This is a genomic window from Pseudomonas hamedanensis (assembly GCF_014268595.2).
GTDB lineage: Bacteria > Pseudomonadota > Gammaproteobacteria > Pseudomonadales > Pseudomonadaceae > Aquipseudomonas > Aquipseudomonas hamedanensis.
On the sequence record NZ_CP077091.1, the window covers coordinates 4,954,586 to 4,978,258 of the forward strand.

Below are 23,673 nucleotides of genomic sequence, written 5' to 3' on the forward strand. Positions count from 1 at the left end.
CTCGCTCCCACACTTGAAATGAGTACATCTGCAAGAGACAGGTCGGCTGTCAGGCCGTTTTCGCTGGCAAGCCAACTGCCACAGGGACTGTGTTTATTTTCGAAGCAAATGGTGTCTGTACCGGCGCTATCGCGAGCAGGCTCACTCCTACAGTTTGGAGCGGTGTACATCTGCAAGAGACAGGTCGGCTGTCAGGCCGTTTTCGCTGGCAAGCCAGCTTCCACAGGGACTGTGTTTATCTTCGAAGAAAATGGTGTCTGTACCGGCGCTATCGCGAGCAGGCTCACTCCTACAGTTTGGAGCGGTGTACATCTGCAAGAGACAGGTCGGCTGTCAGGCCGTTTTCGCTGGCAAGCCAGCTGCCACAGGGACTGTGTTTATTTTCGAAGCAAATGGTGTCTGTACCGGCGCTATCGCGAGCAGGCTCACTCCTATAGTTTGGAGCGGTGTACATCTGCAAGAGACAGGTCGACTGCCAGGCCGCCTTCGCGAGCAGGCTCGCTCCCACAGAGAAGCAAAAGCAAAGCAAACCGCGTTAGCTCCCAACCACTCAACACAATGAGCGTTAGCTCAAGTACCGCTTTTGCCTCTCACCACTCAACACGATGAGCGTTAGCTCGAGTAAGGCTCTTGATCTTGATGCACGGCGCCCGTCGGCAGGCTGAGTGGAGGGATTGATCCGGGCGTGGGAGCGCAGCGACCGTACGACGAAGTCGTACACAGCGGAAGGAGGTGCAGCGAAGCAAACCGGAAACGCTGCGCCCGGATCGATCCCGCAGCGAAGGCACCCCGAGCCACAGCGAGGGGCCGCACGTCAGGGTAAAAGGCCTTTGGTTACTTTGGGCCCCCAAAGTCACCCGCCGTCAGGGCGGAACCCTGAGTAGCCGTTACCGCAGCAACGGATATGTACCCCCAAAAAACCCAAAGCCTGGCCGGCCCAAAGGCCGCCAAGCCCTAAACCACCCGAGCCTGACTCTTGCTCCAGTCGGTCAACAAACTATAAGCCACCGCCAACAACGTAGGCCCGATAAACAACCCGATAAACCCAAACGCAATCAACCCGCCAAACACCCCAAGCAACACAATCACCAGCGGCAGATTCCCCCCGCGGCTGATCAGATACGGCTTGAGCACATTGTCCACGCCACTGATGATGAACGTCCCCCAGATCCCGAGAAACACCGCCATCCCGTACTCACCCTTCCACGCCAGCCAGGCGGTGGCCGGGACCCACACCAGCGGCGGCCCCATCGGAATCAGACTCAACAGAAACGTCACGATCCCCAGTACCAGCGCCCCCGGCACCCCGGCAATAAAAAAGCCGATCAACGCCAGCACCGCCTGCGCCGCCGCGGTCCCGATCACGCCATTGACCACCCGCTGCACCGTACCGGCCACCAATTCGATGTAGTACCCGGCACGATCACCGATCAGCCGTTCGAGCAGGCTGTGCACGAACGCCGCCAGCCGCGGCCCGTCACGGTAGAAAAAGAACACGAAGACGATACTCAGCGTCAGCTCGAGAATCCCGCCGCCAATCTGCGCACTGCGCGCCAGCAACCAATTACCGACCTGCCCCAGATAGGGTTTGATCGAGACCATCAACGCCGCGCCCTGCTGATCGATGCTGTCCCACATGCCCACCAGCCGCTCACCGACGAAAGGCACACCGCCGAGCCAGGTCGGCGCCTCCGGCAGACCGTCGACCTGCACATCCTTGATGAACGCCGTGGCATCACGGACATGGTCGGCCAGGTTGAACCCCAGCCACACCAGCGGCGCCGCCACCAGCAACATCCAGCCCAGCGTCAGGATCGCCGCGGCCAGCGATTCACGGCCATTGAGCCAACGGGTCAACAGCCGCATCAGCGGCCAGCTGGCGAATGCCAGCACCGCGCCCCAGAACAGCGCCGACCAGAACGGCGCCATCACCCACAGGCTGGCACCAAACAACACCAGCAGCAGAATCTGCACCAGCAGGCGATCGTTATTGAGCATGGAGGGTCTCGAAAATAGTCAGTCAGGCCAAGAGTAGGCGAACACCTCGCGGGTATTCGCCGATACAGCTTATCGCAACAGGTGGATGCGCAGTCCGGCGCCTTCGAGATTACCGGTTTCCATGCGTGCCGCGCGTACGCCCTGATTGATCAGCGCCTGGCGCCAGGCTTCGGCCTTGGGCCCGGAGACCGTGACCCGTAAGGTAGTGTCGAGATTGAGGCTGCGAGAAATCAAGCGTAACCAAGGCTCACCCGGCTCATCCACTCGATCGGGGAAATCCAGCTCGCCGGTACTCTTGAGCTGACGCAACAAGGTCGCCGAGGTCGGCAGCAACTCGCCCAACGGCGCGTTCGCCTCGAACTGTTCGACGTGCAGATAGGCTTTGCGATTGCCGCGCGTGATGCTGTAGAGCGCCACGAGTGTGTTGTCCCTCGGCGCCGCCAGCCTCAGCAACAGGTACGCCTGTTGCTCATCGGAACCGTACAGCTTGGCATTGCCGAATACCTCGTTGGCCCACAGGCTGCTCTCACCGCAGTCGCGGGCCTGACACCAGAACAGCAACTCGGCATCCTGCTTTTGCAGGGCCTGGCGAGCGGCGGTGAATGCTTCGGTGGCGGAATGTTCGGGCGGCAACTCGTAGGTCACCGAAGTGGTCTGGCCACGCGCGGTCACTTGCCCGTCGAAGCGCAGTTGGCCGCTGATCTTGCGGATCGAACCCAGCGGATAGATTCTTTCCAGCTCGACGGCAGGCCGATAGTCGACGATTTGCGCATCGGCCAGACGCGGCACGATTTGCAAATCCTGACTGCCCGGCACATCCGCGGCGAACGAAAAGCAACTGATAGAACACAGCGCCAGCAGACTGAGTGAGCGCTTGGTCAGGCTCATCGGATCGCCAAGGCGTGGCAAATCGGGGGTGCAGCGGTGTAGACATCCATCGTGGTTATCTCCCATTTCAACCCGCCCAGCCTCGGCAGTTGCCCGCAGCAAGTCAAGGAATGGCGAAGAAGCGATTGAAACAGTCTGCGACAAGATCCGCGCCGGCCTCATCGTTCAGGTGCAAATGGTGCCCGCCCGGCAGCGGTTTATGGCTAAAGGGCAGACGCTCCAGCAGTTCGGGATGCCTGGCCAACATGCCGTCAGCCGCAACCACCAGGTGCGCCGGACAACTGACTCGAAGCGCGAACGCCATCGCCTGTTCCTCGGTCAGGCGCAGCGGCGATGGCAGGGTCAGGCGATTGTCGGTGCGCCAGGTATAACCGCCGGGCACCGGCATCAGACCGCGCTGGGCCAGCAGCTCGGCCGCTTCGCGACTGACCGCCACCAGGCCTTTCATGCGCGCTTCGATCGCTCGGTCGAGTGTGGTGTAGACCGGTTTGCGTTTTTCCCGCAGATCCAGTTGGGCTTGCAGGGCCATGCCCATCCGCTCGGCAGCGTTTTCGCCTTTGTCGGTCGGTGGAATCACCCCATCGATCAGCGCCAGATGGCTGATCCGCTCCGGCAGCGACCCCGCCAGCACCATCGACACGATAGCGCCCATCGAATGCCCGAGCAGGCCGAAACGCTTCCAGCCCAGTTGCTCGGCGACCTGCAAAACGTCGTGGGCGTAATCCCACAGCGCATAGCCGGCGCCGTTCGGCCGGTGCCCGGAATGTCCGTGTCCGGCCATGTCCAGCGCAATGATGCGCAAGCCTTTGAGTTTGGGCGCGAGGCGGGCAAAGCTGTTGGCGTTATCGAGCCAGCCGTGCAGGGCGATCACCGGCAAGCCGTTCTCGGGGCCGAACAAATGCGCCGCCAGTTCGATATGCGGCAGGCTCAAACGCACTTCTTCGAACGTCGGGCTCATGCGCAATCCTGAGCCTGACGGCTTTCCCAGCGAGCGAACAGACTCTTGAGCAACCGTGCGGTGTCCTGCGGGCGCTCAAGCGGAAACATGTGCCCGCCGGGCATGCTCAGCGCCTCGCCTTGTGGCAGACGCGAAACAAAACGGGTGTGGTGACGCATCACCACACGGCTTTTGTGTCCGCGCACCACGGCCAGCGGCACCTGCAATTGCCGGGTGCGCCCGGGACTGGTATGCGGCACGCCGCGATAAATGCTGATTTCAGTGGCCGGGTCGAAACGCAGCCGCAGCTTGTCGTCTACCCGATGCAGCCCGTGTTGCAGGTACGCATCGAAGCATTCCGGGTCGAATCCGCGAAACAGGCTTTTGCCAGCGAAATAACTGCGCGCGCTATCGAGATCGGCGAACTCTTCACGACGCCCGAGCGTACGCCCGGCCGGGGTCAGCCGGTCGATGAACCCGAAGCGCTTGGCCGCACGAATCACCCATTGATCGGTGCGGGTCAGCACTGGCGAATCGAGCATCACCACCCCGCGATACAGCTCAGGACAACGCAACGCCGCGTGCAAATGGAGCACGCCACCAAAGGAATGACCGACGCCCCACACCGGTTGGTCCTGCTGCTGCAAGTGATGGATCAGTTCATCGACCAGGTTGTACCAGTTGTCATCCGCCGGAAAACGCGGGTCGTGGGCGTGCTGCTGTAAATGTGCAACCCGGTACTCGGGCGCCAGCGCCGCGAACAACTTGCCATAGGTGCCCGAGGGAAAGCCGTTGGCGTGGGCGAAAAAGATCGGTTGCGACATGCGGGCAAATCCAGTGGGCGAAAACATGAGGATGATTGTCCGCAAGACCCGCGCGGACAGCAATGACCGTAACGGCCACGAATAGTGGCGATGTTGTTTTATCCATACTGACGTCAGGCCAGTCGTCGCAAACTTCGACGACCTGTAATTTCTGACAGTTGACCGCTGGCTTCCTGTGCACGATAAACGAATCAGGTCCACGAACTCGGGATGGCTGCTTCATGCACACGCATACACCGACGGTTTCCGTGATGGATTCACGTGGGCTGAACATTGCCACGGTGTCCTATTGTCGTGAAACCCCCGGTGGGCCGACCGACCCGCGTATTTATCGCCAACGCTACAACGCTGCCGGTCGACTGACTGACGCCTGCGATCCACGCCTGTATGCGCTGCAACAGCGCGAACCGGATGCCCGCCCAAACCTGAAGTTGATTTCCAGCCTCTCCGGCCGGTCCCTTTCAAGCGACAGTGTTGATGGCGCACTTCGGCTGACCTTGCCAGGCGCGGCAGGACAACGCCTCATCGAGTGGGACGGGCAGATGACACAGACGCTGACCTTCTATGACTTGCGGCTGCGTCCCATCAGTCTCGTTGAACAGGTACTGGGCACAAGTGCCAGAAACAGCGGTTTTTTCAGTTACGGCGACAGCTCGCCATCGTGCGCAGCGCACAACCAATGCGACCGCATGATTCGCCATGATGACAGTGCTGGCAGCGAGTTTTTTCCTGAATACACCCTCAACGGTGAGCCAATCAGGTGTGTACGGCACTTTCTCAGTGAAATTAACGAGCCGGACTGGCCGCCAGCCTTGGCGGAAAGAGACCTGCTCCACGAGTCCGGGAGTGGTGCAACTACCCATGTCTGCTATAACGCCTTGGGGGAGACGATCAGCCAGCAAGACGCCATGAGCAATCAAAAGCGACTCCAACTGAACGTCGCCGGACAACTCAAGCAAATCAGTCTGAAAGTCGCGCAAGACTCGCATCCCAGACTGTTGCTGCACGACATCCAGTACAACGCGGACGATCAGGTGGTGCGCCAAGCGGCCGCCAATGGCGTGATAAGCCAGAATTTCTACGATCCACAGAGCGGTCGACTTGTTGAGATCATTGCCGGAACGGACGGGCGCCCTGCCCTGCAACATCTGCTCTATCGCTACGATCCAGTCGGCAACATCCTCAGTGTCGAGGATATGGCCCAGCCCACGCGCTTTTTTCGCAACCAGACGATCAACCCTGTTTCGTCGTTTATTTATGACAGCCTCTACCAATTGATCGGTGCCACGGGCTGGCAGCGAAGCAGCACGGTCAATGGTCCCGCGGAGCCGATCTTCAGCTCTCCACCAGATTCCGCCCAGCTCGAAAACTACCGCCAGACGTACACCTATGATGAGGCCGGCAACCTCACCACCCTGGTTCACAGTGCCGCAAGCAAGAGTTGGACGCAGCGCACGGCGATTTCCAGATACAGCAATCGCGGCATGGAACAAACGATCAGCGGCACACTGCCCGACGAACTGGAAATTGCCGCCGGCTTCGATATCAACGGCAACCGGAAAACGCTCCAGCCCGGCCAGATGTTGCAGTGGAGTGCTGGCGGACGATTGCTCCAGGTCGATCAGGTCAGGCGCAAGGATGCTGCAAACGACTGCGAGCGCTATGCGTACGACGGCGCGGGTCAGCGCAAGCGCAAAGTCCGCCTCGTACAAACGGCAGCAATCGTGCAACTGCATGAAACGCGCTATCTGCCAGAGCTGGAAATACGCAATAGAGCCGATGAAACCTTGCACGTCATTTCAGTGCAGGCAGGACGTTGTGCTGTTGAAGTCCTGCACTGGGCTACCGAGGGCATGGTTGCCGATCAGTATCGCTACCAGTTCAGCAATCATCTGGGCTCGAACATGCTGGTGCTCGACGATCAGGGCAACACTATTTGTGAAGAGAACTATTTTCCCTACGGTGGCACCTCGTGGTGGGCAGGGCCCGATCAGCTACAGGCCCGTTACAAGACCCGCCGCTACGCAGGCCAGGAGCTTGATGCCACCGGCCTTTATTATTATGGCCAGCGCTTCTATGCGCCTTGGTTGATGCGCTGGATCAGCCCGGATCCGGTGGGCATCACCGATGGTATGAATCGATACTTGATGGTGCGCGGCAATCCCGTAAGGTTTGTCGACCGCCAAGGACTGACCGGATTGGATACCGCCAGGGCAGCGGGTGCGACAGCCACGCGAGAGTTTGTCAGCGCAGCTTTTGCCACCGCCGCGCAAGCGGCCTTCGTGGGTTTCCTGCCGCCGGCGAACGTTGCGGTGAGCATTGGAGGTGCTTTGGCGGGTGCCGTAACGGGTGGCATAAGCGGCTATGCCGGCGCCAACTGGGCGCAAAGCTCTATGCACATCAGTTCCGCGGCAGATTGGGGACCTCTGGCTGCGAAAATCGGCGGTGCTGTAATAGGTGCGGCCCTGGGCGCTGCGCCGTCCCTGCTCGGGATGCTCGATCCACGCGGGAATGCAGCCGCGGCGGGCCAGATTGGCAGCGCCTTCGGTACCCTGTTTCGCGAAATGTCGGCGCAGTATCTGGCCAATGCCGGTCCGAGCAATCCCGCTGTGGGCCGTGTCGATCCGCTCACGGGAGCGGCCAGCGTAGCTGGCGCAGGGTTGGCAGCAGGCGCCACCGGGTTCGGCGGCTCAATGCTGTTTGGCACGGATGCAACCGGAAATGTGTTGCAGTCCGTTCTTTCCGTCTCGGCAGTCACGGCTGCCAGTGCTGCCGCTGCCTCAGTCGTGAGAGGGCTGAGGGGAACCCCGACCATCCCCTCGAATGATCGCGAACCGACCTTCAATCAGGAAAACGCCGTGGTCGGCTACAGCAGCCGTCATTTCTTTTTATCGTTGGGGCAGGTCGCCAATCTGGCTTTATCACAGATCCCTGGCTACGACACGTTGGACCCACACACCCGAACGGCGGTGAGCCGTGCAGTCGTGAGCGCGATCGGCGACATACGCTCGACGTTTGTCACGATTGCCAAGCCTGGCCTGAGCGCAGAACTGGGAAGGACTTCGTGGGACGTTGAAAAAAACGAGGTCGGTGCCGAAAGCCCACCAACCGACGTCGACCAAGTCTACTTTGTTAGCGAAACCAGTCCTGGTCAGCGAAAATATTCCCGAGCGCAACTCAACTTTTAAGCAGGTGATGCTATCGCCTTACCGCTGCCCTCACCGCAGCGGCGGCTGCTCTCCCAGCGGCACCACCGCCATGGTCAGGCGCGACACGCAACTGGCCTTGCCTTCGTCGCTGGTCAGGCGGATATCCCAGACATGGGTGGTACGGCCAATGTGAATCGGCGTGGCCACCGCTGTCACCCGTCCACTGCGCAAGCCGCGCAGGTGGTTGGCGTTGATCTCCAGCCCTACGCAGTAAAAGTTGCTGGCATCGATACACAGATAACTGGCCATCGAACCGACGGTTTCCGCCAGCACCACCGAGGCGCCGCCGTGCAGCAAGCCGTACGGTTGGTGAGTGCGATGGTCGATGACCATGCTCGCCGTCAGCGATTGCTCGTCGAACGCTTCGAAGCGGATGTCGAGCACTTCACCGATGGTGTTTTTCTGAATCGCGTTCAACTGCTCGATGTTTGGAGTGGTACGCCACAGGCTCATTGCAGACTTCCCTTGTTGTTTTAGTCGTCACTCAATCCTGCCACAGCACCGCCTCGCGGCGCTCGCTCCATTCTTCGAAACGGGCGCCATAACGGTCTTCGATCACGTTGCGCTTGATTTTCAGGGTCGGCGTGAGAAAGCCGTTTTCCACGGCCCAACTGTCCTTGACCACCACCAGCCGGTGCAGGCGCTCATGCTTGTCGAGCACAGCATTGACCTCCTCCAGCAGTTTTTCCAGGCTCGTCTGCAGACTCACCCGCCCCTCGTCCTGGCTGACCGAGGACAGCACACACAAGCCTAACGGCGCACTCAAACCATCGCCCACCACACAGACCTGTTCGATTCGCGAATGCACCGCCAGGCGATTCTCGATAGGCGCCGGCGCGACGTATTTGCCTTTGCTGGTCTTGAAGATTTCCTTGAGCCGCCCGGTCAGGCGCAGGCGCCCTTCGCTGTCCTGCTCGCCCTTGTCGCCGGTGCGCAGAAAGCCGTCTTCGGTCAGGGTCTCGGCGGTTTTTTGCGGTTCCTTGAAATAGCCGAGCATGTTCGCCCGGCTGCGCACTTGTACTTCACCGGACGCATCGATGCGCACTTCGACCTCCGGGCAAGGTTTGCCGATCCAGCCTTGCCGGTACTCGCCGGGCAGGCAGATATGCGAGTAGCCGCAACCCTCGGTCATGCCGTAGACCTCCAGCACATCGAGGCCGAGTTTCTGATACCAGGCGAGCAGGGTCGGCGGCACGGGCGCGGCGCCGGACAACGCCACACGCAAGGCATCCAGCCCCAGACCCGCCAGCACCTTGTGCCCGACCCGTTTGCCAATCAACGGCAGGCCGAGGAGAAAATCCAGACGTTTCGCCGGGATCTTGCTGTACACGCCCATCTGGAACTTGGTCCAGATGCGCGGCACGCCGAACATCGCGGTCGGCCGCGCCCGCTTGAGGTCGATGATGAAAGTATCGAGGCTCTCAGCGAAAAACACCGTCTGCCCGGTGTAGATCGACGCCAGCTCGACAAACATGCGCTCGGCGACATGGCACAGCGGCAAATACGACAGCAGTCGATCGTTCTCGTTGAGACCGAACAACTGCGTGCCGCGACTGGTGGCGAAACCAAGATTAGCGAAACTGTGCATCACGCCCTTGGGCAGGCCGGTGGTGCCGGAGGTGTAAATAATGGTCGCCAGTTGCTCGGCGGCGGGACGCGGGTCGTCCTGAATCGGCGAACAACCTTGCAGGTCCGCCCAACTGAAATCGAACGCGCCGGACGGATGCAGCGGCAGGCTGATAGTCGGCAAGCCCGCCGGCACGCCCTGGGACATGCCCGCCCAATCATCGAGTTTGCCGATGAACGCCAGCACGCTTTGCGAGTGAGTGAGCACCTGCGCCACCGATTCGGCCGTGAGGTTGGGGTACAGCGGCACCGAGACGTGTCCGGCCATCCAGATCGCCAGGTCGGCAATGATCCAGTGCGCGCAGTTTTTCGAGATCAGCGCGATATGACTGCCGGACGGCAATTCGCGGGCGCGTAGCCAGTGCGCGGCGCAACGGGCCTGATGGCCGACGTCGGCCCAGGTCAGTGTCTCGACCTGCCCGCCGCCGATGGGCTGCACAAGGAAGCGCTGGCGCGGGTGCCGCGCTTCGCGTTCGTAAAACACATCCAGCGGCAAACGGAAGGCGGCAGACATGCGACTCGCTCCTGTTTTTTTGGTCTGGAGCAAGCGTAGTCAACCAAGCAAGTGCTTGGTTGGATTTTTCAAACAAATAATTTCAGATGCAGATAGCCTCTGTAGGAGTGAGCCTGCTCGCGATGGCGGTGTGTCAGTCAGCGGCGATGTTGCCTGTCACACCGCCATCGCGAGCAGGCTCACTCCTACAAGGGGAGCGGTGTATGCCTTAAGGGTGTTTGAGGCTGTTGAGCTTCATCGAGCCAATCAGCAGTTCACTGTGCTCAAGCTCCGCCAGCCCCGCCGTACTGACCCGCTCCGGCGGATGCCCGGCGCCGTGCTGCAGATAGCTGAGCAGATTGCCCACCAAAGGGTTATGGCTGACCAGCAATACATTGCTGACCGAGACCAATTGCTCGGCGACTTTGTCCGGATCGCTCTCCGGTGTCAGCCAATCGACGGTGCGAATCTCCGGCTCAAAGCCCAACGCCTCGCGAACAATCTGCGCGGTTTGCTGCGCGCGCAGATAAGGGCTGGCATAGATCGCCGTCAACGGCTGCCCCATTAAATGAGCGGCGCTGCTCAGGACTTCTTTACGGCCATGTTCGGTCAGTTCTCGCTCGGAATCGATCTTCGAGCCGTAAGGCACCGCCTCACCATGACGCAGCACCCAGAGTTTCATAGCTTGGGCTCCTCATCGCGCACCGGATGCGCGGCCGGGGCGACGGTGTGCGGCGCTTCGCCTTCCGGGGTGCGCGGCGTTGGCCAGTCGGCGAACGGCCAGGGTTTCTGGTCGCTGTGAAAACTGCCGAAACGGCCAATCTGAGCGAGAAACTGGCTCAGGCTGTCGCCAAAATTCATCAGGCTGGCGCTCGGCGCACCGTAGATCAGACGGTAGATCAGTTGCACCAGCACCACGGCGCCGAGGATGAACTGCGCCACTTGCCAGACCAGCACATAGACAATCATCCACAACACCCGCAGGAGGATGGATTCGTACTTGGCTTCGGTTTTCGGATCGTTCATGGCTCTTCCCGTTGACTCAGTTGAAACCGCTGGTGGAAATGAAATCGACGTCGGTTTTTGGCTCGGCGCGCATCAGTAGACCGATCACCTGCTCCAGCGTGCGTCCTTCGAAGAGAATCGCGTGCAGACCGGCGACCAGCGGCATGTACACGCCGACCTCTTGCGATTTGGCCTTGAGCACTTTGAGCGTGTTGACCCCTTCGGCGACTTCCCCCAGGCGCGACACGGCTTCGTCGAGGCTCAGGCCCTGGCCGAGGGCGAAACCGACCTGATAGTTGCGGCTCTTGGGCGAGGAACAGGTAACGATCAGATCACCGACCCCGGCCAGGCCGAGGAAAGTCATCGGATTGGCCCCTTGATTCACCGCGAAACGAGTCATCTCTGCCAGAGCGCGGGTGATCAGCATGCTTTTGGTGTTCTCGCCCATGTCCAGCGCCACCGCCATGCCGGCGATGATCGCGTAGACATTTTTCAGCGCCCCGCCCAGCTCGACACCAAAGCGGTCGGCGCTGGCGTACACACGAAAGGTGCGACCGTGCAGCGCGGCTTGCACCTGCTTGCACAGCGCTTCGTCTTCACTGGCGACCACCGTCGCGGTCAGCGCATGTTCGGCGATTTCCCGCGCCAGGTTCGGCCCGGACAACACGCCAATGCGCGCCTGCGGGGCGATCTCTTCGAGGATCTGGCTCATCAGTTTGAACGTCTGGGCTTCGATGCCTTTGGTCAGGCTGACCAGCATCTTGCCGCTCAACCGCTCGGCGTGGGCGGCGAGCACCGTGCGCAGTGCGCTGGACGGCAGCGCGACGAAGCACAACTCGCAGGCGTCGAGGGTGGCCTGCAGGTCGGTGACGGCAGTCACGCCCGGCAGAATCTTGATGCCTTTGAGGTAACGCGGGTTTTCGCGATTGACCCGGATGGCCTCGGCCTGCTCGGGGTCACGCATCCACTGCCGGACTTGATGGCCGTTCTCGGCCAACAGATTGGCCACGGCGGTACCAAAACTTCCGCCTCCCAGGACCGCAATCGGGCGCTGTTCAGTCATATGCAATCCGTTAATCCATACCAGTGGCGATGCCGGCATTATACGGGGCGACCCGGTCGCGGCCAGCCCCTGCGTCAATTACCGACACTTGTAGGAAGAAGACCAACAAAACCTAGGAAAATGCCTACAACGTGACTGGAAAAGTCGCTGCCCTCGGTTAACATGCGCGCCAATTCTTCGCTCTATAGGCTGCGTTGTGTTTTTTGGCCCTCCCCCACCGCGTTCGTCTGTGCTGCTGGCGCTGCTGTTCAGCCCGCTGCTGCAGGCCGACGATCTGTTTGTCGACAGCCAGACGCTGCCGCAGGTGCTGACCGCCACGCGCCTGAAACAGACACCGGCACAAGTGCCGGGGAGCATGACCGTACTCGACAGCGAACTGATCGGCGCCAGCGGTGCCCGTGACATCAGCGAGCTGCTGCGCCTGGTTCCGGGGATGATGGTCGGCCACCTCAACGGCAATCAGGCCGCGGTCAATTACCACGGCACTAATGCCACCGGCGCGCGGCGCATGCAGGTGTTGATCGATGGCCGCTCGGTGTACCGCGCAGGCTTGGCCACGGTGGACTGGAGCGATATTCCGGTGGCCCTGGAAGACGTCGAACGCATCGAAGTGTTTCGCGGGCCGAACACCGTCAGCTACGGCGCCAACGCGCTGATGGCGGTGATCAACATCATCACCCGCCACCCCGCGGACAGCCATGGCACGCGGCTGAAGTACACCCGCGGCCAACGCGGCATCAGCGACTTCTATGCGAGCCAGGGCACCGGCTGGAACGGCGGTGATCTGCGCCTGTCGCTGTCCGGCCAGGAGGACGACGGTTTCGACAGCGATCGCAGCGGCGCCGACTACCGCGACAGCCGCCGCTTGAATCGCCTGAGTCTCGCCGTCAGTCACACCCTGAGCGATGACCAGAGCCTCGACTGGCAACTCAACGCCAAGGACGGCAGCAATCAGCGGCCCTATACCTACCGCCCGGTGTTCTCAGGGACTACCGCCGCCGGGAATAATTCCGACGTGGTGGCCAAGGATTACGCCGGCTCGGTGCGCTGGAACCTCGACATCAACCCCGAACACAGCCTTTACGTACAAGGCTCGGTCCAACACTGGGATCGTCAGCAGACCTGGCGCGCCTGCGACGCCGAGGTCTCGTTCAGCCCGCAACTGGCGCAACTGTGGCAACTGAACCCCAACTACACCGAACGCCTGGCGCGCAACATCAGCCAATTCACCGGCCCCGGCGCGGCACCCGGCACACCGCAGGAGATGGCGCTGGCCAATCAAGTGCTCGGTCAATGGCGCAACGGCGCCAGTCGAACCCTGTGCGGTGACATCGACCAGAGCGCCCGCGAATCGCGCTACGACCTTGAACTGCAAGATACCCTCAGCCTGTCCGACAGCCTGCGTCTGGTCAGCGGCATGAACTATCGCTACGACCGCGCCGACTCCGAAACGTATTTCAACGGCACGCTCGACGACACCACTTGGCGCACCTTCGGCCAACTCGAGTGGCGCGCCAGTGAACATTGGCTGTTACAGGGCGGGGCGATGTTCGAGGACACGCAACTGGTCGGCAGTTCGCTGACCCCTCGCTTCGCGATCAACTACCTGATCAACCCGCGCCACGGCCTGCGTGCGGTGTACTCCGAAGCGATTCGCTCGCCGGACATGTTCGAGAACAACGTCAACTGGAGCTATCAGGTCAGCAAGCTGCGGCCCTCGGCGTATGGACAGTCGTCGGCGCGTTATTTCGTCCAGACCCGCGGCCCCGGCGATCTCGATCAGGAACACATGCGCTCGCGGGAATTGGGTTACAACGGCTATTTCGCCGAACTCGGCCTGGCGCTGGATGTGAAGCTGTTCTATGACGAAATCACCGGGATGATCAGCGAGCCGCTGCGCAACAACCAGTACATTGCCAGCAACGCCAACAGCTCACGCTTTCGCGGCACGGAAACCCAACTGGATTGGCGCGTGAGCGTGGCCGACCGCTTGCGTTTCACCTATGCCTTTGTCGATGCCCAGGCGAGCAATCCGCTGGATCAGCAGTTCACCTCGCGCAACAGCGGTTCCGCCGGCTGGCTGCGCGATTGGGGGCATGGCTGGAACAGCGCCGTCTTCTATTACGGCGACAACGCCCTCAATGGCTACCGCTTCGAACGGATCGACACACGCATCGCCAAACGTATTCCGCTGGGCAAGGCGCAGTTGCAACTGGCCGGGGTGTTGCAGCAGCGCCTCGATCACGAGCCGAGCACTTTTGTCGATAACAACGATGACGAGCGCCGATTGATGTACTTCAGTGCCGAGCTGGAGTTCTAGCATGCGCAACGGCCTGTCACGGAAGATGCCAAGCGCCGGCCACTGGCTGGCCGGATTCTGTCTGTTTGTGACGGCATGGCTGCACGGCGTCGCGGTGCAGGCAGCCGATATTCTGCTGACCGGTGCCGAGGAAAGCCCCGGCGTGCAGGCGTTCGTTCAGGCGCTCAGCGAATTGCGCCCCACCGATAACGTGCGCTTCCAGCCGCTGGCGAGTCTGCCGGCGGCGGGCAAATTGCCGGCAAGCCTGCGCTTGATCCTGCTCGACCTGCCCGCGCTGGATTGGCGCCGGCAAGACTCACAAGGCCCGGCCACGCTGGTGCTGCGTATCAGCCGCTTGCAGGCACGGCAGCGCTTTGGTGATTCACAGCCGGCGCGCTTGAGCCTGCTGTGGAGCGATCCGCCGCTGAGCCGACAGTTGCAACTGATCCGGCGAATATTGCCGCAGGCCCGACGGGTCGGCGTGCTGTTCGATCAGCACAGCGAGTTCCTGCTCAAAGAGCTGAACCTGGCCGCGCAACCGTTGAACCTGCACATCGTCAGCGAGCGCTGGGACGACACCCATGACAGTCGGCCCTTGCAAGCGCTGTTGAAAAACAGCGATGTATTGCTGGGCCTCGACGATCCCGATCTGTACAACCCGAAAACCGCGAAAAACCTGCTGCTCAGCAGCTACTCGCGACAGGTGGCCCTGGTCGGCCCCAACGTTGCGTTCGTACGCGCCGGCAGCCTGGCCAGCACCTACAGCGATCAGAGCGATTGGCTGAGCATCCTCGACCGCTTGCTCGACCAGCCGCCGGCAACCTGGCCGCGCGCGCTCTATCCCGAGCGATTCAAAGTCTCAAGTAATGCGCAAGTGGCTCGTTCCTTAGGCATCGAACCGCTCAATGAAGCGTCTGCCGCCACTGCGCTGGCCGAAGGAGAACCGCGCCCATGACTTTCCGTCGCCGTTGGGACATCAACACCCGCACCCAACTGATCAGCCTCGGCCCGGCCTTGCTGCTGACCTTGCTGCTGATCAGTTTCTTTACCTTCGTGCGGATTCAGGATCTGCGCCAGGAGCTGAACCACACCGGCCAACTGATCGCCAACCAGTTGGCGCCTGCCACCGAATACGGAGTGATTTCCGGTAACAACGAAGTGCTGGAGAGCCTGCTGAAAGCGACCCTGGCCACGCCCAATGTGCGTTTTCTGGAAGTGCAGGACAGCGCCAACCGGATTCTCGTGTACGTCGAGCAACCGGCGGCGGCCCACAGCCGTCCGCATCAGGTCGAAGTGTTTCAGGCGCCGGTGCGCCTGCAACGGATTGCCTTGCACAATGATTTTTTCCAGGACGCCAACGTCAGCAAAAGCGGGGCCAGCGAGGATTATCTGGGCCGGGTAATCGTCGGCCTGTCCAACGATGCGTTCAGCCAGCGTCAGCAGGAAATCGTGTTCAAGGCCGCGATCCTCGCGCTGTTCGCATTGCTCTTCACGTTTATTTTGGCGCGGCGCCTGGCCGGCAGCCTGTCGCAGCCGATCCGCGACATCGGCGATGCCGTCAAGGCGATTCAGGAAGGCGACTATAAAACCCCGTTGCCGATTGTCGATGACACCGAACTGGGTGCGCTGTCGCAGCACATCAACAACCTCGCCCAGGCGCTGGAGCAGGCCAGCCGCGAGCAGCATCAGGCGATGGCGCAACTGATCCAGACCCGCGAGGAAGCGGAAAAGGCCAACAACGCCAAGTCCGATTTCCTGGCGATGATGAGCCATGAACTGCGCACGCCCATGAACGGTGTGCTGGGCATGTTGCAATTGCTCGAAACCACCGAGATGACCGAAGAGCAGGTCGAATACGCCGCACTCGCGTCAGAATCCACCGAACATCTGCTGAAGGTCATCAACGACATTCTTGATTTCTCGCGGATCGAGCGTTCGGAACTGGAGCTGGAGCACATTCCATTCAACCTCGCCGAACTGATCGGCGCCTGTGCGCAGTCGTTCCAGCACAGCGCTGTGCAGCGTGGCCTGGCGCTGAATCTGCGGATCCCGGACGACATGCGCGGCTTGCAGGTTCAGGGCGACCCGACCCGAATCCGGCAGATTCTGGTCAATCTGGTCGGCAATGCGCTGAAGTTCACCGAGCAGGGCCGGGTCAGCATCGAAGCACAATGGCAGTCGCTCGATCATGAACTGCTGTGGTTCACCTGTTCGGTGCGTGACAGCGGCATCGGTATTTCTTCCGAAAGCCTGGAGTTGATGTTCAACGCGTTCCAGCAGGCCGACAGTTCGATTTCCCGGCGTTATGGCGGCACCGGCCTGGGTTTGCCGATTGCCCGCACCCTCGCCGAACGCATGGGCGGCACCTTGCGCGCGCAGAGCGAGGAAGGTCGCGGTTCGGTGTTCACGCTGGAAATTCCTTTGGCGCTGTATAAACAGGCACTGCCGCCACAGGCTGCGCCACGAGCCTTGAACGGCAGTGGTCAGGGTGAAGGGCGACAGGTGTTGCTGGTCGAGGACAATCCGGTCAATCAGACCGTGATCGAAGCGATGCTGCGCAGCCTCGGTTTCGCCGTCAGCGTGGCGACCGATGGCGCGCAAGCGGTGCGCAGTGCCGAGGGCGGCGAATTCGAGGTGATTCTGATGGACTGCCGTCTGCCGATCATCGACGGCTATGAAGCCACGCGGCAGATTCGCGAACTGCCCGGACGCCGCGACGTACCGATCATCGCGCTGACCGCCAACGCCTTGCAGGGCGACCGGGAAGCCTGTCTGGCAGCGGGCATGAACGATTACCTGGCGAAGCCGTTCAAACGCAACGACCTACAGCAGATTCTGCAGCGCTGGGTGCGGTAGTGACGGTTTTTCGACCATCTGCGACTGGCGTGAAAAGCGAAAGTGCGGCAGTCTTAGGCACCCGAACGAGCCTCGAAAGGGGCTTGTATAAAAATTTCAGTGCACAAGTGTACATTCATGTCCTTGGTGCTGTGACTTTCACCACAACGCAATAGTCTATGAGTAGGCTGCCGGTTCGAGGCATGAACGCTTTGAACGGTCGGGAAGATTTGCCCCACCTGCCGCATGGGATTATTGAGGAGCTCGCATGACCAAACAAAACGCCTTTACTCGGGAAGACCTGCTGCGCTGCAGTCGCGGTGAGCTGTTCGGCCCAGGTAACGCGCAATTGCCCGCCCCGAACATGCTGATGGTGGATCGCATCACCCATATCAGCGAAGAAGGCGGCAAGTACGGCAAAGGTGAATTGGTCGCCGAGCTGGATATCAACCCTGACCTGTGGTTCTTCGCCTGTCATTTCGAAGGCGATCCGGTGATGCCGGGCTGCCTGGGCCTGGATGCCATGTGGCAGCTGGTCGGTTTCTTCCTCGGCTGGCAGGGTCTGCCGGGCCGCGGCCGTGCGCTGGGTTCGGGCGAAGTGAAATTCTTCGGCCAGGTGCTGCCGACCGCCAAGAAAGTCACCTACAACATTCATATCAAGCGCGTCCTCAAGGGCAAGCTGAACATGGCCATCGCCGATGGTTCGGTCAGTGTCGACGGACGCGAAATCTACACCGCCGAAGGCCTCCGGGTCGGCGTGTTCACCTCCACTGACAACTTCTAAGGGTTATTCGCATGCGCCGCGTCGTTATCACTGGTCTGGGCATTGTTTCGTGCCTGGGCAATGACAAAGAGACCGTCTCCGCTAACCTGCGTGCAAGCCGCCCTGGCATCCGGTTCAACCCGGAATATGCTGAAATGGGTCTGCGTAGCCAGGTTTCCGGCTCCATTGACCTCAACCTTGAAGAGCTGATCGATCGCAAGATCTATCGCTTCGTCGGCCACGCAGCGGCTTACGCCTACCTGGCCATGAAAGACGCGATCACTGACTCCGGCCTGACCGAAGAGCAAGTGTCCAACCCGCGTACCGGCCTGATCGCCGGCTCCGGCGGTGCTTCCACGCTGAACCAGATGGAAGCGCTGGACATCCTCCGCGAGAAAGGCGTGAAACGCGTCGGCCCGTACCGCGTTACGCGGACCATGAGCAGCACCGTTTCCGCTTGCCTGGCCACGCCGTTCAAGATCAAGGGCCTGAACTATTCCATCGCTTCTGCCTGCGCCACCAGTGCTCACTGCATCGGTACCGCCATGGAACAGATCCAGATGGGCAAGCAGGACATCGTCTTCGCCGGTGGCGGTGAAGAAGAGCACTGGAGCCAGTCGTTCCTGTTCGACGCCATGGGCGCCTTGTCCAGCAAGCGTAACGACACCCCGGAACAAGCCTCCCGCGCCTATGACAAGGACCGTGACGGCTTCGTCATCGCTGGCGGCGGCGGCATGGTTGTTGTTGAGGAGCTGGAACACGCGCTGGCCCGTGGCGCGAAAATCTACGCCGAGATCGTTGGCTACGGCGCCACCTCCGACGGCTACGACATGGTCGCCCCAAGTGGCGAAGGCGCGATCCGCTGCATGCAGCAGGCGCTGTCGACTGTCGACACCCCGATCGACTACCTGAACACCCACGGCACCTCGACTCCGGTCGGCGACGTCGCGGAAATGAAAGGTGTGCGTGAAGTGTTCGGCGACAAGGCTCCAGCCATCAGCTCGACCAAGAGCCTGTCCGGTCACTCCCTAGGCGCCGCCGGCGTTCACGAAGCGATCTACTGCATGCTGATGATGGAAGGCAACTTCATTGCCGGTTCCGCCAACATCGACGAGCTCGACCCGGAAGTGGCCGATCTGCCGGTGCTGACCAAAACCCGCGAGAACGCCACCCTCAACACCGTGATGAGCAACAGCTTCGGTTTCGGCGGCACCAACGCCACGCTGGTGTTGAAGCGCTGGGAAGGCAAGTAATTCCCCGCTGCTGAGCGACACATGAAAACGCCCCGACTGGTTCGGGGCGTTTTTTTTGGCTGATATAAAACTCATGGCCGACACACATCTGTGTAGGAGTGAGCCTGCTCGCGATAGCGGTGGATCAGTCAATATCAGCGGTGACTGACACTCCGCGATCGCGAGCAGGCTCACTCCTACAAGGGGTTTGCGGTGTTCTGAAAATGAAACCTTTGTCATGAAACCAATTGCCCTGCGACCGAATGTCGCGGTTTACGCGGCCTGCAGCACTGTTACGAAATTCGCAACAACACCTTGCGCCCATCGGCGGTTTACTTAGCTGGCTAACAAAATCTATAACAGAGTCCTGCACATGCCTTGCTGCAGAACCTGAAAAAATTGGAGCTAGCAGATGACTGTAAAAGTAACTGAACGCGACGATTCACACATGTCCCACGAAGGCCTGGCCGCCGGTATCCGTATCTGGGATGTGCATCAACAAGACTTGCTGGTCGGCATGTTCCACAACGAGATCGATGCCCACAACTACAAGGCCGAACTGGAAGTGCAGGAACAGCAAAGAGATCTGAAGTCCGCCTGATCAGGCGAACATTGCACATTGTGGCGAGGGAGCAAGCTCCCTCGCCACAATCGCTTACCACATCAGATCGTCAGGGATCTGATAGGCCGCGTACGGATCGTCCTCGGCGTTGACCTCTTCGGTCTGCACGTTGAGCTGAACGATGCGCTGCGGATCGCGCTCCTGGATCTTCAGCGCCGCTTCACGGGGGATCACTTCGTAGCCACCGTTATGGTGCACGATCGCCAGCGAGCCGCTGCTGAGCTTGTTGCGCATCAGCGTGTTGACCGAGATGCGCTTGACCTTCTTGTCATCGACGAAGTTGTAGTAGTCCTCGGTGGTCAGCTTGGGCAGACGCGAGACTTCGATCAACTGCTTGACCTGCGCGGCGCGGGCCTTGGCTTCAGCCTTCTCTTTCTGCTGACGGTTCAGTTCCTGATCGCGCTTGACCTTCTCGGCCATGGCTTCCTGGGCTGCGCGCTGCTGCGAATCATCCAGTTCGATCTGGCCTTTGTGAGCCAGACGCTGCTGCTTCTGCTTGTCTTTGCTGACCTGCTTGGCCTGCTTTTGATTGACCAGTCCTGCCTTGAGCAACTGGTCGCGAAGGGAAAGGCTCATTAATGCTTACTCACTTGGGCAACGGCTCAGCCGCAGCTGGGCTCATTCTTTTCCTGGCGTTTGGCTTCGCCCCACAGGGCGTCCAACTCTTCGAGGGTGCAATCTTCCATGGGACGGTGGGTGTCGCGCAATGCCTGTTCGATAAAACGGAAACGTCTTTCAAATTTGCCGTTGGCGCCACGCAGCGCAGTTTCCGGGTCGACCTTCAGGTGGCGGGCCAGATTGACCACGGAAAACAGCAGGTCGCCGATCTCGTCCGCTACGGCCACCGGATCATTTTCCGACATGGCTTCGAGCACTTCATCGAGCTCTTCGCGCACCTTGTCGAGTACCGGCAAGGCGTCCGGCCAGTCGAAACCGACCTGCCCGGCACGCTTTTGCAACTTGGCCGAGCGCGACAGTGCCGGCAACGTCGTCGGCACATCGTCGAGCAAGGACAACTGTTCGGGCGCCGAGGCTTTCTCGGCGCGCTCTTCGGCTTTGATTTGTTCCCAGCGCTGTTTGACCTGCTCTTCGCTCAAGCGTGGCACGTCGAGCGGCGCATACAGATCGCCGGTGGGAAACACGTGCGGATGGCGGCGGATCAGCTTGCGGGTGATGCTGTCGATCACCCCGGCGAATTCAAACCGCCCTTCTTCCTTGGCCAATTGGCTGTAATACACCACCTGAAACAACAGATCGCCCAGTTCGCCCTGCAAATGATCGAGATCGCCGCGCTCGATGGCATCGGCCACTTCGTAGGCTTCCTCCAACGTGTGCGGGACGATGGTCGCGTAGGTTTGCTTGATGTCCCACGGGCAACCGAACTGCGGATCGCGCAGGCGGTTCATGAGATGGAGCAGATCTTCCAATGAATACATCTGTTATGTCTCTACACTAGATCAATGTGGGAGCGGGCTTGCTCGCGAATGCGGTGTGTCATTCAGCGCAAATATCGACTGACACGACCTCTTCGCGAGCAAGCCCGCTCCCACAGTTGATTGGCGTCGATCTTCACGGGGTACGGTTACGCCGCGTTTCGATGATGTTCGGCAATTGCGAAATGCGCCCCAGCAAGCGGCCCAGCGCATCCAGACCGGGAATCTCGATGGTCAGGGACATCAGCGCCGTGTTGTCTTCCTTGTTCGAACGGGTGTTGACCGCCAGCACGTTGATGCGCTCGTTGAGCAGCACCTGCGAAACGTCACGCAGCAGCCCGGAACGGTCGTAGGCGCGGATGATGATGTCCACCGGATAGGTGAGCACCGGCACCGGCCCCCAACTGACCTGAATGATCCGCTCCGGCTCGCGCCCGCCCAGTTGCAGCACCGAGGCGCAGTCCTGACGGTGAATGCTCACACCGCGGCCCTGGGTGATGTAGCCGACAATCGCGTCGCCCGGCAGCGGCTGGCAGCAGCCGGCCATTTGCGTCATCAGGTTGCCGACGCCCTGAATCTGGATATCGCCGCGCTTGCCCGGTTTGTAACCGGTGGCCTTGCGTGGAATCAGCTCCAGCTGCTCGTTGCCGCGCTCCGGCTCGACCAGTTGCTGCGCGAGGTTGACCAGGTGCGCCTGACGCAGGTCGCCGGCACCGAGGGCGGCGAACATGTCTTCGGCGGTTTTCATGTTGGCCTTTTCGGCCAGCTTGTCGAAATCCACCGCCGGTAGACCAAGGCGATTGAGTTCGCGCTCGATCAGGGTTTTACCCGCTGCAACGTTCTGATCGCGAGCCTGCAACTTGAACCAGTGAACAATCTTCGCCCGCGCCCGCGAGGTGGTGACGTAACCGAGGTTCGGGTTCAGCCAGTCGCGACTCGGCGTGCCGTGCTTGCTGGTAATGATCTCGACCTGCTCGCCGGTTTGCAGGCTGTAGTTGAGCGGCACGATACGCCCGTTGATCTTCGCGCCCCGGCAGTTGTGGCCGATCTCGGTGTGTACGCGATAGGCGAAATCCAGCGGCGTCGCGCCTTTCGGCAAGTCGATGGCGTGACCGTCAGGGGTGAAGATGTAAACCCGATCCGGCTCGATATCGACCCGCAGCTGTTCGGCCAGACCGCCGATGTCACCGAGTTCTTCGTGCCATTCGAGGACCTGACGCAGCCAGGAGATTTTCTCTTCGTAATGGTTCGAGCCGGATTTGACGTCGGTGCCCTTGTAGCGCCAGTGCGCGCAGACGCCGAGTTCGGCTTCTTCGTGCATCGAGTGGGTGCGGATCTGCACCTCAAGCACTTTGCCTTCCGGGCCGATCACGGCAGTGTGCAGCGAGCGGTAGCCGTTCTCTTTCGGGTTGGCGATGTAGTCGTCGAATTCCTTAGGGATGTGCCGCCACAGGGTATGGACGATGCCAAGTGCGGTGTAGCAATCGCGCATTTCCGGGACCAGCACGCGCACGGCGCGCACGTCGTAGATCTGGCTGAACTCCAGACCCTTGCGCTGCATTTTGCGCCAGATCGAATAAATGTGTTTGGCCCGGCCGCTGATGTCGGCGTCGACGCCGGTGGCCTGCAATTCGTCCTTGAGCTGGGTCATCACGTCGCTGATGAAACGCTCGCGGTCCAGACGTCGCTCGTGGAGCAACTTGGCGATCTGTTTGTATTGATCCGGTTCCAGGTAACGGAAGGACAGGTCCTCCAGTTCCCATTTGATATGACCGATGCCGAGCCGGTGCGCTAGCGGCGCATAGATGTCGAAGACTTCCCGGGCGACGCGGTTGCGCTTTTCATCGTCGGCGGTTTTCACCGCACGAATGGCGCAGGTGCGCTCGGCCAGTTTGATCAACGCGACGCGCACATCGTCAACCATGGCGACGAGCATCTTGCGCAGGTTTTCCACCTGCCCCTGCGTGCCCATGACCATCGATTGCCGAGGGCTGAGGCTGGCGCTGATGGCCGCCATGCGCTGCACGCCGTCGATCAGCTTGGCCACCACCGGGCCGAAGCGCTGGCCGACTGCGGCGAGTTCGATCTGGCCTTCGCGCACGCCGCGATACAGGACCGCCGCGACCAGCGAATCCTGATCGAGCTTGAGGTCGGCAAGAATCTCGGCGATTTCCAGGCCAGTACTGAAACTGCCGGAGCCTTCGGCCCACAGATTCTTCTTGGCATTGGACTGTTGTTCGGCCTCGCGAGCGAACTCGCAGGCTTCTTTCAAGGCCTCGCGATCCAGTGCCAGATCGACACTGACCGCATGATCGAGCCAGGCCTCGAGGTTGATACTGCCGTCAGTGTTGATCGGCTGGTGTGCTCTCACCTGTACCATGCTGCTTTACCTTCCCTACGACGCAGATTCAATGCGTCAAATCGCTGACCTGTACTGCCCGTTTGC

General features: G+C 60.7%; 19 protein-coding genes. 7 read left to right on the forward strand and 12 right to left on the reverse strand.

Annotation, left to right across the window (positions count from 1 at the left end):
- Positions 1-954 precede the first annotated feature (954 nt).
- The 4 genes from HU739_RS21630 to HU739_RS21645 form a co-directional block, all read right to left on the reverse strand.
- Entirely contained in the window at positions 955-1,998 is a 1,044-nt protein-coding gene (locus tag HU739_RS21630) for an AI-2E family transporter (RefSeq protein ID WP_186551752.1), read from the reverse strand.
- Positions 1,999-2,067: 69 nt separating this feature from the next.
- A complete protein-coding gene (locus tag HU739_RS21635) occupies positions 2,068-2,886 on the reverse strand; it encodes a DUF4892 domain-containing protein (protein WP_186551751.1) in 819 nt (272 codons plus the stop codon).
- 103 nt (positions 2,887-2,989) lie between these two features.
- Positions 2,990-3,844, reverse strand: a complete 855-nt coding sequence (locus HU739_RS21640) for an alpha/beta hydrolase (RefSeq protein ID WP_186551750.1) — start codon at positions 3,842-3,844, stop codon at positions 2,990-2,992.
- Positions 3,841-4,647, reverse strand: coding sequence for an alpha/beta fold hydrolase (locus HU739_RS21645; protein ID WP_186551749.1), 807 nt, complete (start codon positions 4,645-4,647; stop codon positions 3,841-3,843). Before HU739_RS21645 ends, HU739_RS21640 begins: the two co-directional genes overlap by 4 nt.
- A 221-nt stretch (positions 4,648-4,868) precedes the next feature.
- Between HU739_RS21645 and HU739_RS21650 the strand changes: the two genes are divergently transcribed.
- Entirely contained in the window at positions 4,869-7,835 is a 2,967-nt protein-coding gene (locus tag HU739_RS21650; protein ID WP_186551748.1) for an RHS repeat domain-containing protein, read from the forward strand.
- 30 nt (positions 7,836-7,865) lie between these two features.
- Here HU739_RS21650 and HU739_RS21655 read toward each other — a convergent pair whose 3' ends face one another.
- From HU739_RS21655 to HU739_RS21675, 5 genes are all read right to left on the reverse strand, one after another.
- A complete protein-coding gene (locus HU739_RS21655; RefSeq protein WP_186551747.1) occupies positions 7,866-8,309 on the reverse strand; it encodes a hotdog fold thioesterase in 444 nt (147 codons plus the stop codon).
- 31 nt (positions 8,310-8,340) lie between these two features.
- Positions 8,341-9,996 carry an AMP-binding protein gene (locus tag HU739_RS21660; protein WP_186551746.1) on the reverse strand — a complete coding sequence of 552 codons (1,656 nt, stop codon included), beginning with the start codon at positions 9,994-9,996 and terminating at the stop codon, positions 8,341-8,343.
- 208 nt (positions 9,997-10,204) lie between these two features.
- The gene (sixA, locus tag HU739_RS21665; RefSeq protein ID WP_186551745.1) at positions 10,205-10,657 is read right to left on the reverse strand and encodes a phosphohistidine phosphatase SixA; all 453 of its coding nucleotides are present in this window, start codon (positions 10,655-10,657) and stop codon (positions 10,205-10,207) included.
- On the reverse strand, positions 10,654-11,001 hold the full coding sequence (locus tag HU739_RS21670; RefSeq protein ID WP_186551744.1) for a DUF4389 domain-containing protein: 348 nt from the start codon (positions 10,999-11,001) through the stop codon (positions 10,654-10,656). Before HU739_RS21670 ends, sixA begins: the two co-directional genes overlap by 4 nt.
- A gap of 16 nt (positions 11,002-11,017) precedes the next feature.
- Positions 11,018-12,043 (reverse strand): NAD(P)H-dependent glycerol-3-phosphate dehydrogenase, encoded by a 1,026-nt coding sequence (locus HU739_RS21675; RefSeq protein WP_186551743.1) that lies wholly within the window; start codon positions 12,041-12,043, stop codon positions 11,018-11,020.
- 196 nt (positions 12,044-12,239) lie between these two features.
- On the opposite strand from HU739_RS21675, the gene HU739_RS21680 reads away from it, so the two are divergent.
- The 6 genes from HU739_RS21680 (at position 12,240) to HU739_RS21705 (ending at position 19,773) form a co-directional block, all read left to right on the forward strand.
- Positions 12,240-14,363, forward strand: a complete 2,124-nt coding sequence (locus HU739_RS21680) for a TonB-dependent receptor plug domain-containing protein (protein ID WP_186551742.1) — start codon at positions 12,240-12,242, stop codon at positions 14,361-14,363.
- Position 14,364: 1 nt separating this feature from the next.
- A complete protein-coding gene (locus tag HU739_RS21685) occupies positions 14,365-15,297 on the forward strand; it encodes an ABC transporter substrate-binding protein (protein WP_186551741.1) in 933 nt (310 codons plus the stop codon).
- Positions 15,294-17,198: an ATP-binding protein gene (locus tag HU739_RS21690; RefSeq protein ID WP_186551740.1), complete on the forward strand. Its 1,905-nt coding sequence runs from the start codon at positions 15,294-15,296 to the stop codon at positions 17,196-17,198. The genes HU739_RS21685 and HU739_RS21690 overlap by 4 nt, the downstream gene beginning before the upstream one ends.
- Positions 17,199-17,445: 247 nt before the next feature.
- Positions 17,446-17,961 (forward strand): 3-hydroxyacyl-[acyl-carrier-protein] dehydratase FabA, encoded by a 516-nt coding sequence (fabA, locus tag HU739_RS21695; RefSeq protein ID WP_024013962.1) that lies wholly within the window; start codon positions 17,446-17,448, stop codon positions 17,959-17,961.
- Between the two features lie 11 nt (positions 17,962-17,972).
- Positions 17,973-19,193, forward strand: a complete 1,221-nt coding sequence (fabB, locus tag HU739_RS21700; RefSeq protein WP_186529698.1) for a beta-ketoacyl-ACP synthase I — start codon at positions 17,973-17,975, stop codon at positions 19,191-19,193.
- 391 nt (positions 19,194-19,584) lie between these two features.
- The gene (locus tag HU739_RS21705; protein ID WP_186551739.1) at positions 19,585-19,773 is read left to right on the forward strand and encodes a hypothetical protein; all 189 of its coding nucleotides are present in this window, start codon (positions 19,585-19,587) and stop codon (positions 19,771-19,773) included.
- Positions 19,774-19,827: 54 nt separating this feature from the next.
- Here HU739_RS21705 and HU739_RS21710 read toward each other — a convergent pair whose 3' ends face one another.
- From HU739_RS21710 to relA, 3 genes are all read right to left on the reverse strand, one after another.
- Positions 19,828-20,370: a DUF2058 domain-containing protein gene (locus HU739_RS21710; protein ID WP_186551738.1), complete on the reverse strand. Its 543-nt coding sequence runs from the start codon at positions 20,368-20,370 to the stop codon at positions 19,828-19,830.
- A 26-nt stretch (positions 20,371-20,396) separates the two neighbouring features.
- Positions 20,397-21,230, reverse strand: coding sequence for a nucleoside triphosphate pyrophosphohydrolase (mazG, locus tag HU739_RS21715; RefSeq protein WP_186551737.1), 834 nt, complete (start codon positions 21,228-21,230; stop codon positions 20,397-20,399).
- A gap of 133 nt (positions 21,231-21,363) precedes the next feature.
- Positions 21,364-23,607 (reverse strand): GTP diphosphokinase, encoded by a 2,244-nt coding sequence (gene relA / locus HU739_RS21720; RefSeq protein WP_039757831.1) that lies wholly within the window; start codon positions 23,605-23,607, stop codon positions 21,364-21,366.
- Between the last annotated feature and the right edge of the window lie 66 nt (positions 23,608-23,673).

Bases quoted from the DNA above. Each gene is read 5' to 3' on its own strand.
- HU739_RS21630 (WP_186551752.1), bottom strand. From the start codon at position 1,998: ATGCTCAATAACGATCGCCTGCTGGTGCAGATTCTGCTGCTGGTGTTG.
- HU739_RS21635 (WP_186551751.1), bottom strand. From the start codon at position 2,886: ATGAGCCTGACCAAGCGCTCACTCAGTCTGCTGGCGCTGTGTTCTATC.
- HU739_RS21640 (WP_186551750.1), bottom strand. From the start codon at position 3,844: ATGAGCCCGACGTTCGAAGAAGTGCGTTTGAGCCTGCCGCATATCGAA.
- HU739_RS21645 (WP_186551749.1), bottom strand. From the start codon at position 4,647: ATGTCGCAACCGATCTTTTTCGCCCACGCCAACGGCTTTCCCTCGGGC.
- HU739_RS21650 (WP_186551748.1), top strand. From the start codon at position 4,869: ATGCACACGCATACACCGACGGTTTCCGTGATGGATTCACGTGGGCTG.
- HU739_RS21655 (WP_186551747.1), bottom strand. From the start codon at position 8,309: ATGAGCCTGTGGCGTACCACTCCAAACATCGAGCAGTTGAACGCGATT.
- HU739_RS21660 (WP_186551746.1), bottom strand. From the start codon at position 9,996: ATGTCTGCCGCCTTCCGTTTGCCGCTGGATGTGTTTTACGAACGCGAA.
- sixA (WP_186551745.1), bottom strand. From the start codon at position 10,657: ATGAAACTCTGGGTGCTGCGTCATGGTGAGGCGGTGCCTTACGGCTCG.
- HU739_RS21670 (WP_186551744.1), bottom strand. From the start codon at position 11,001: ATGAACGATCCGAAAACCGAAGCCAAGTACGAATCCATCCTCCTGCGG.
- HU739_RS21675 (WP_186551743.1), bottom strand. From the start codon at position 12,043: ATGACTGAACAGCGCCCGATTGCGGTCCTGGGAGGCGGAAGTTTTGGT.
- HU739_RS21685 (WP_186551741.1), top strand. From the start codon at position 14,365: ATGCGCAACGGCCTGTCACGGAAGATGCCAAGCGCCGGCCACTGGCTG.
- HU739_RS21690 (WP_186551740.1), top strand. From the start codon at position 15,294: ATGACTTTCCGTCGCCGTTGGGACATCAACACCCGCACCCAACTGATC.
- fabA (WP_024013962.1), top strand. From the start codon at position 17,446: ATGACCAAACAAAACGCCTTTACTCGGGAAGACCTGCTGCGCTGCAGT.
- fabB (WP_186529698.1), top strand. From the start codon at position 17,973: ATGCGCCGCGTCGTTATCACTGGTCTGGGCATTGTTTCGTGCCTGGGC.
- HU739_RS21705 (WP_186551739.1), top strand. From the start codon at position 19,585: ATGACTGTAAAAGTAACTGAACGCGACGATTCACACATGTCCCACGAA.
- HU739_RS21710 (WP_186551738.1), bottom strand. From the start codon at position 20,370: ATGAGCCTTTCCCTTCGCGACCAGTTGCTCAAGGCAGGACTGGTCAAT.
- mazG (WP_186551737.1), bottom strand. From the start codon at position 21,230: ATGTATTCATTGGAAGATCTGCTCCATCTCATGAACCGCCTGCGCGAT.
- relA (WP_039757831.1), bottom strand. From the start codon at position 23,607: ATGGTACAGGTGAGAGCACACCAGCCGATCAACACTGACGGCAGTATC.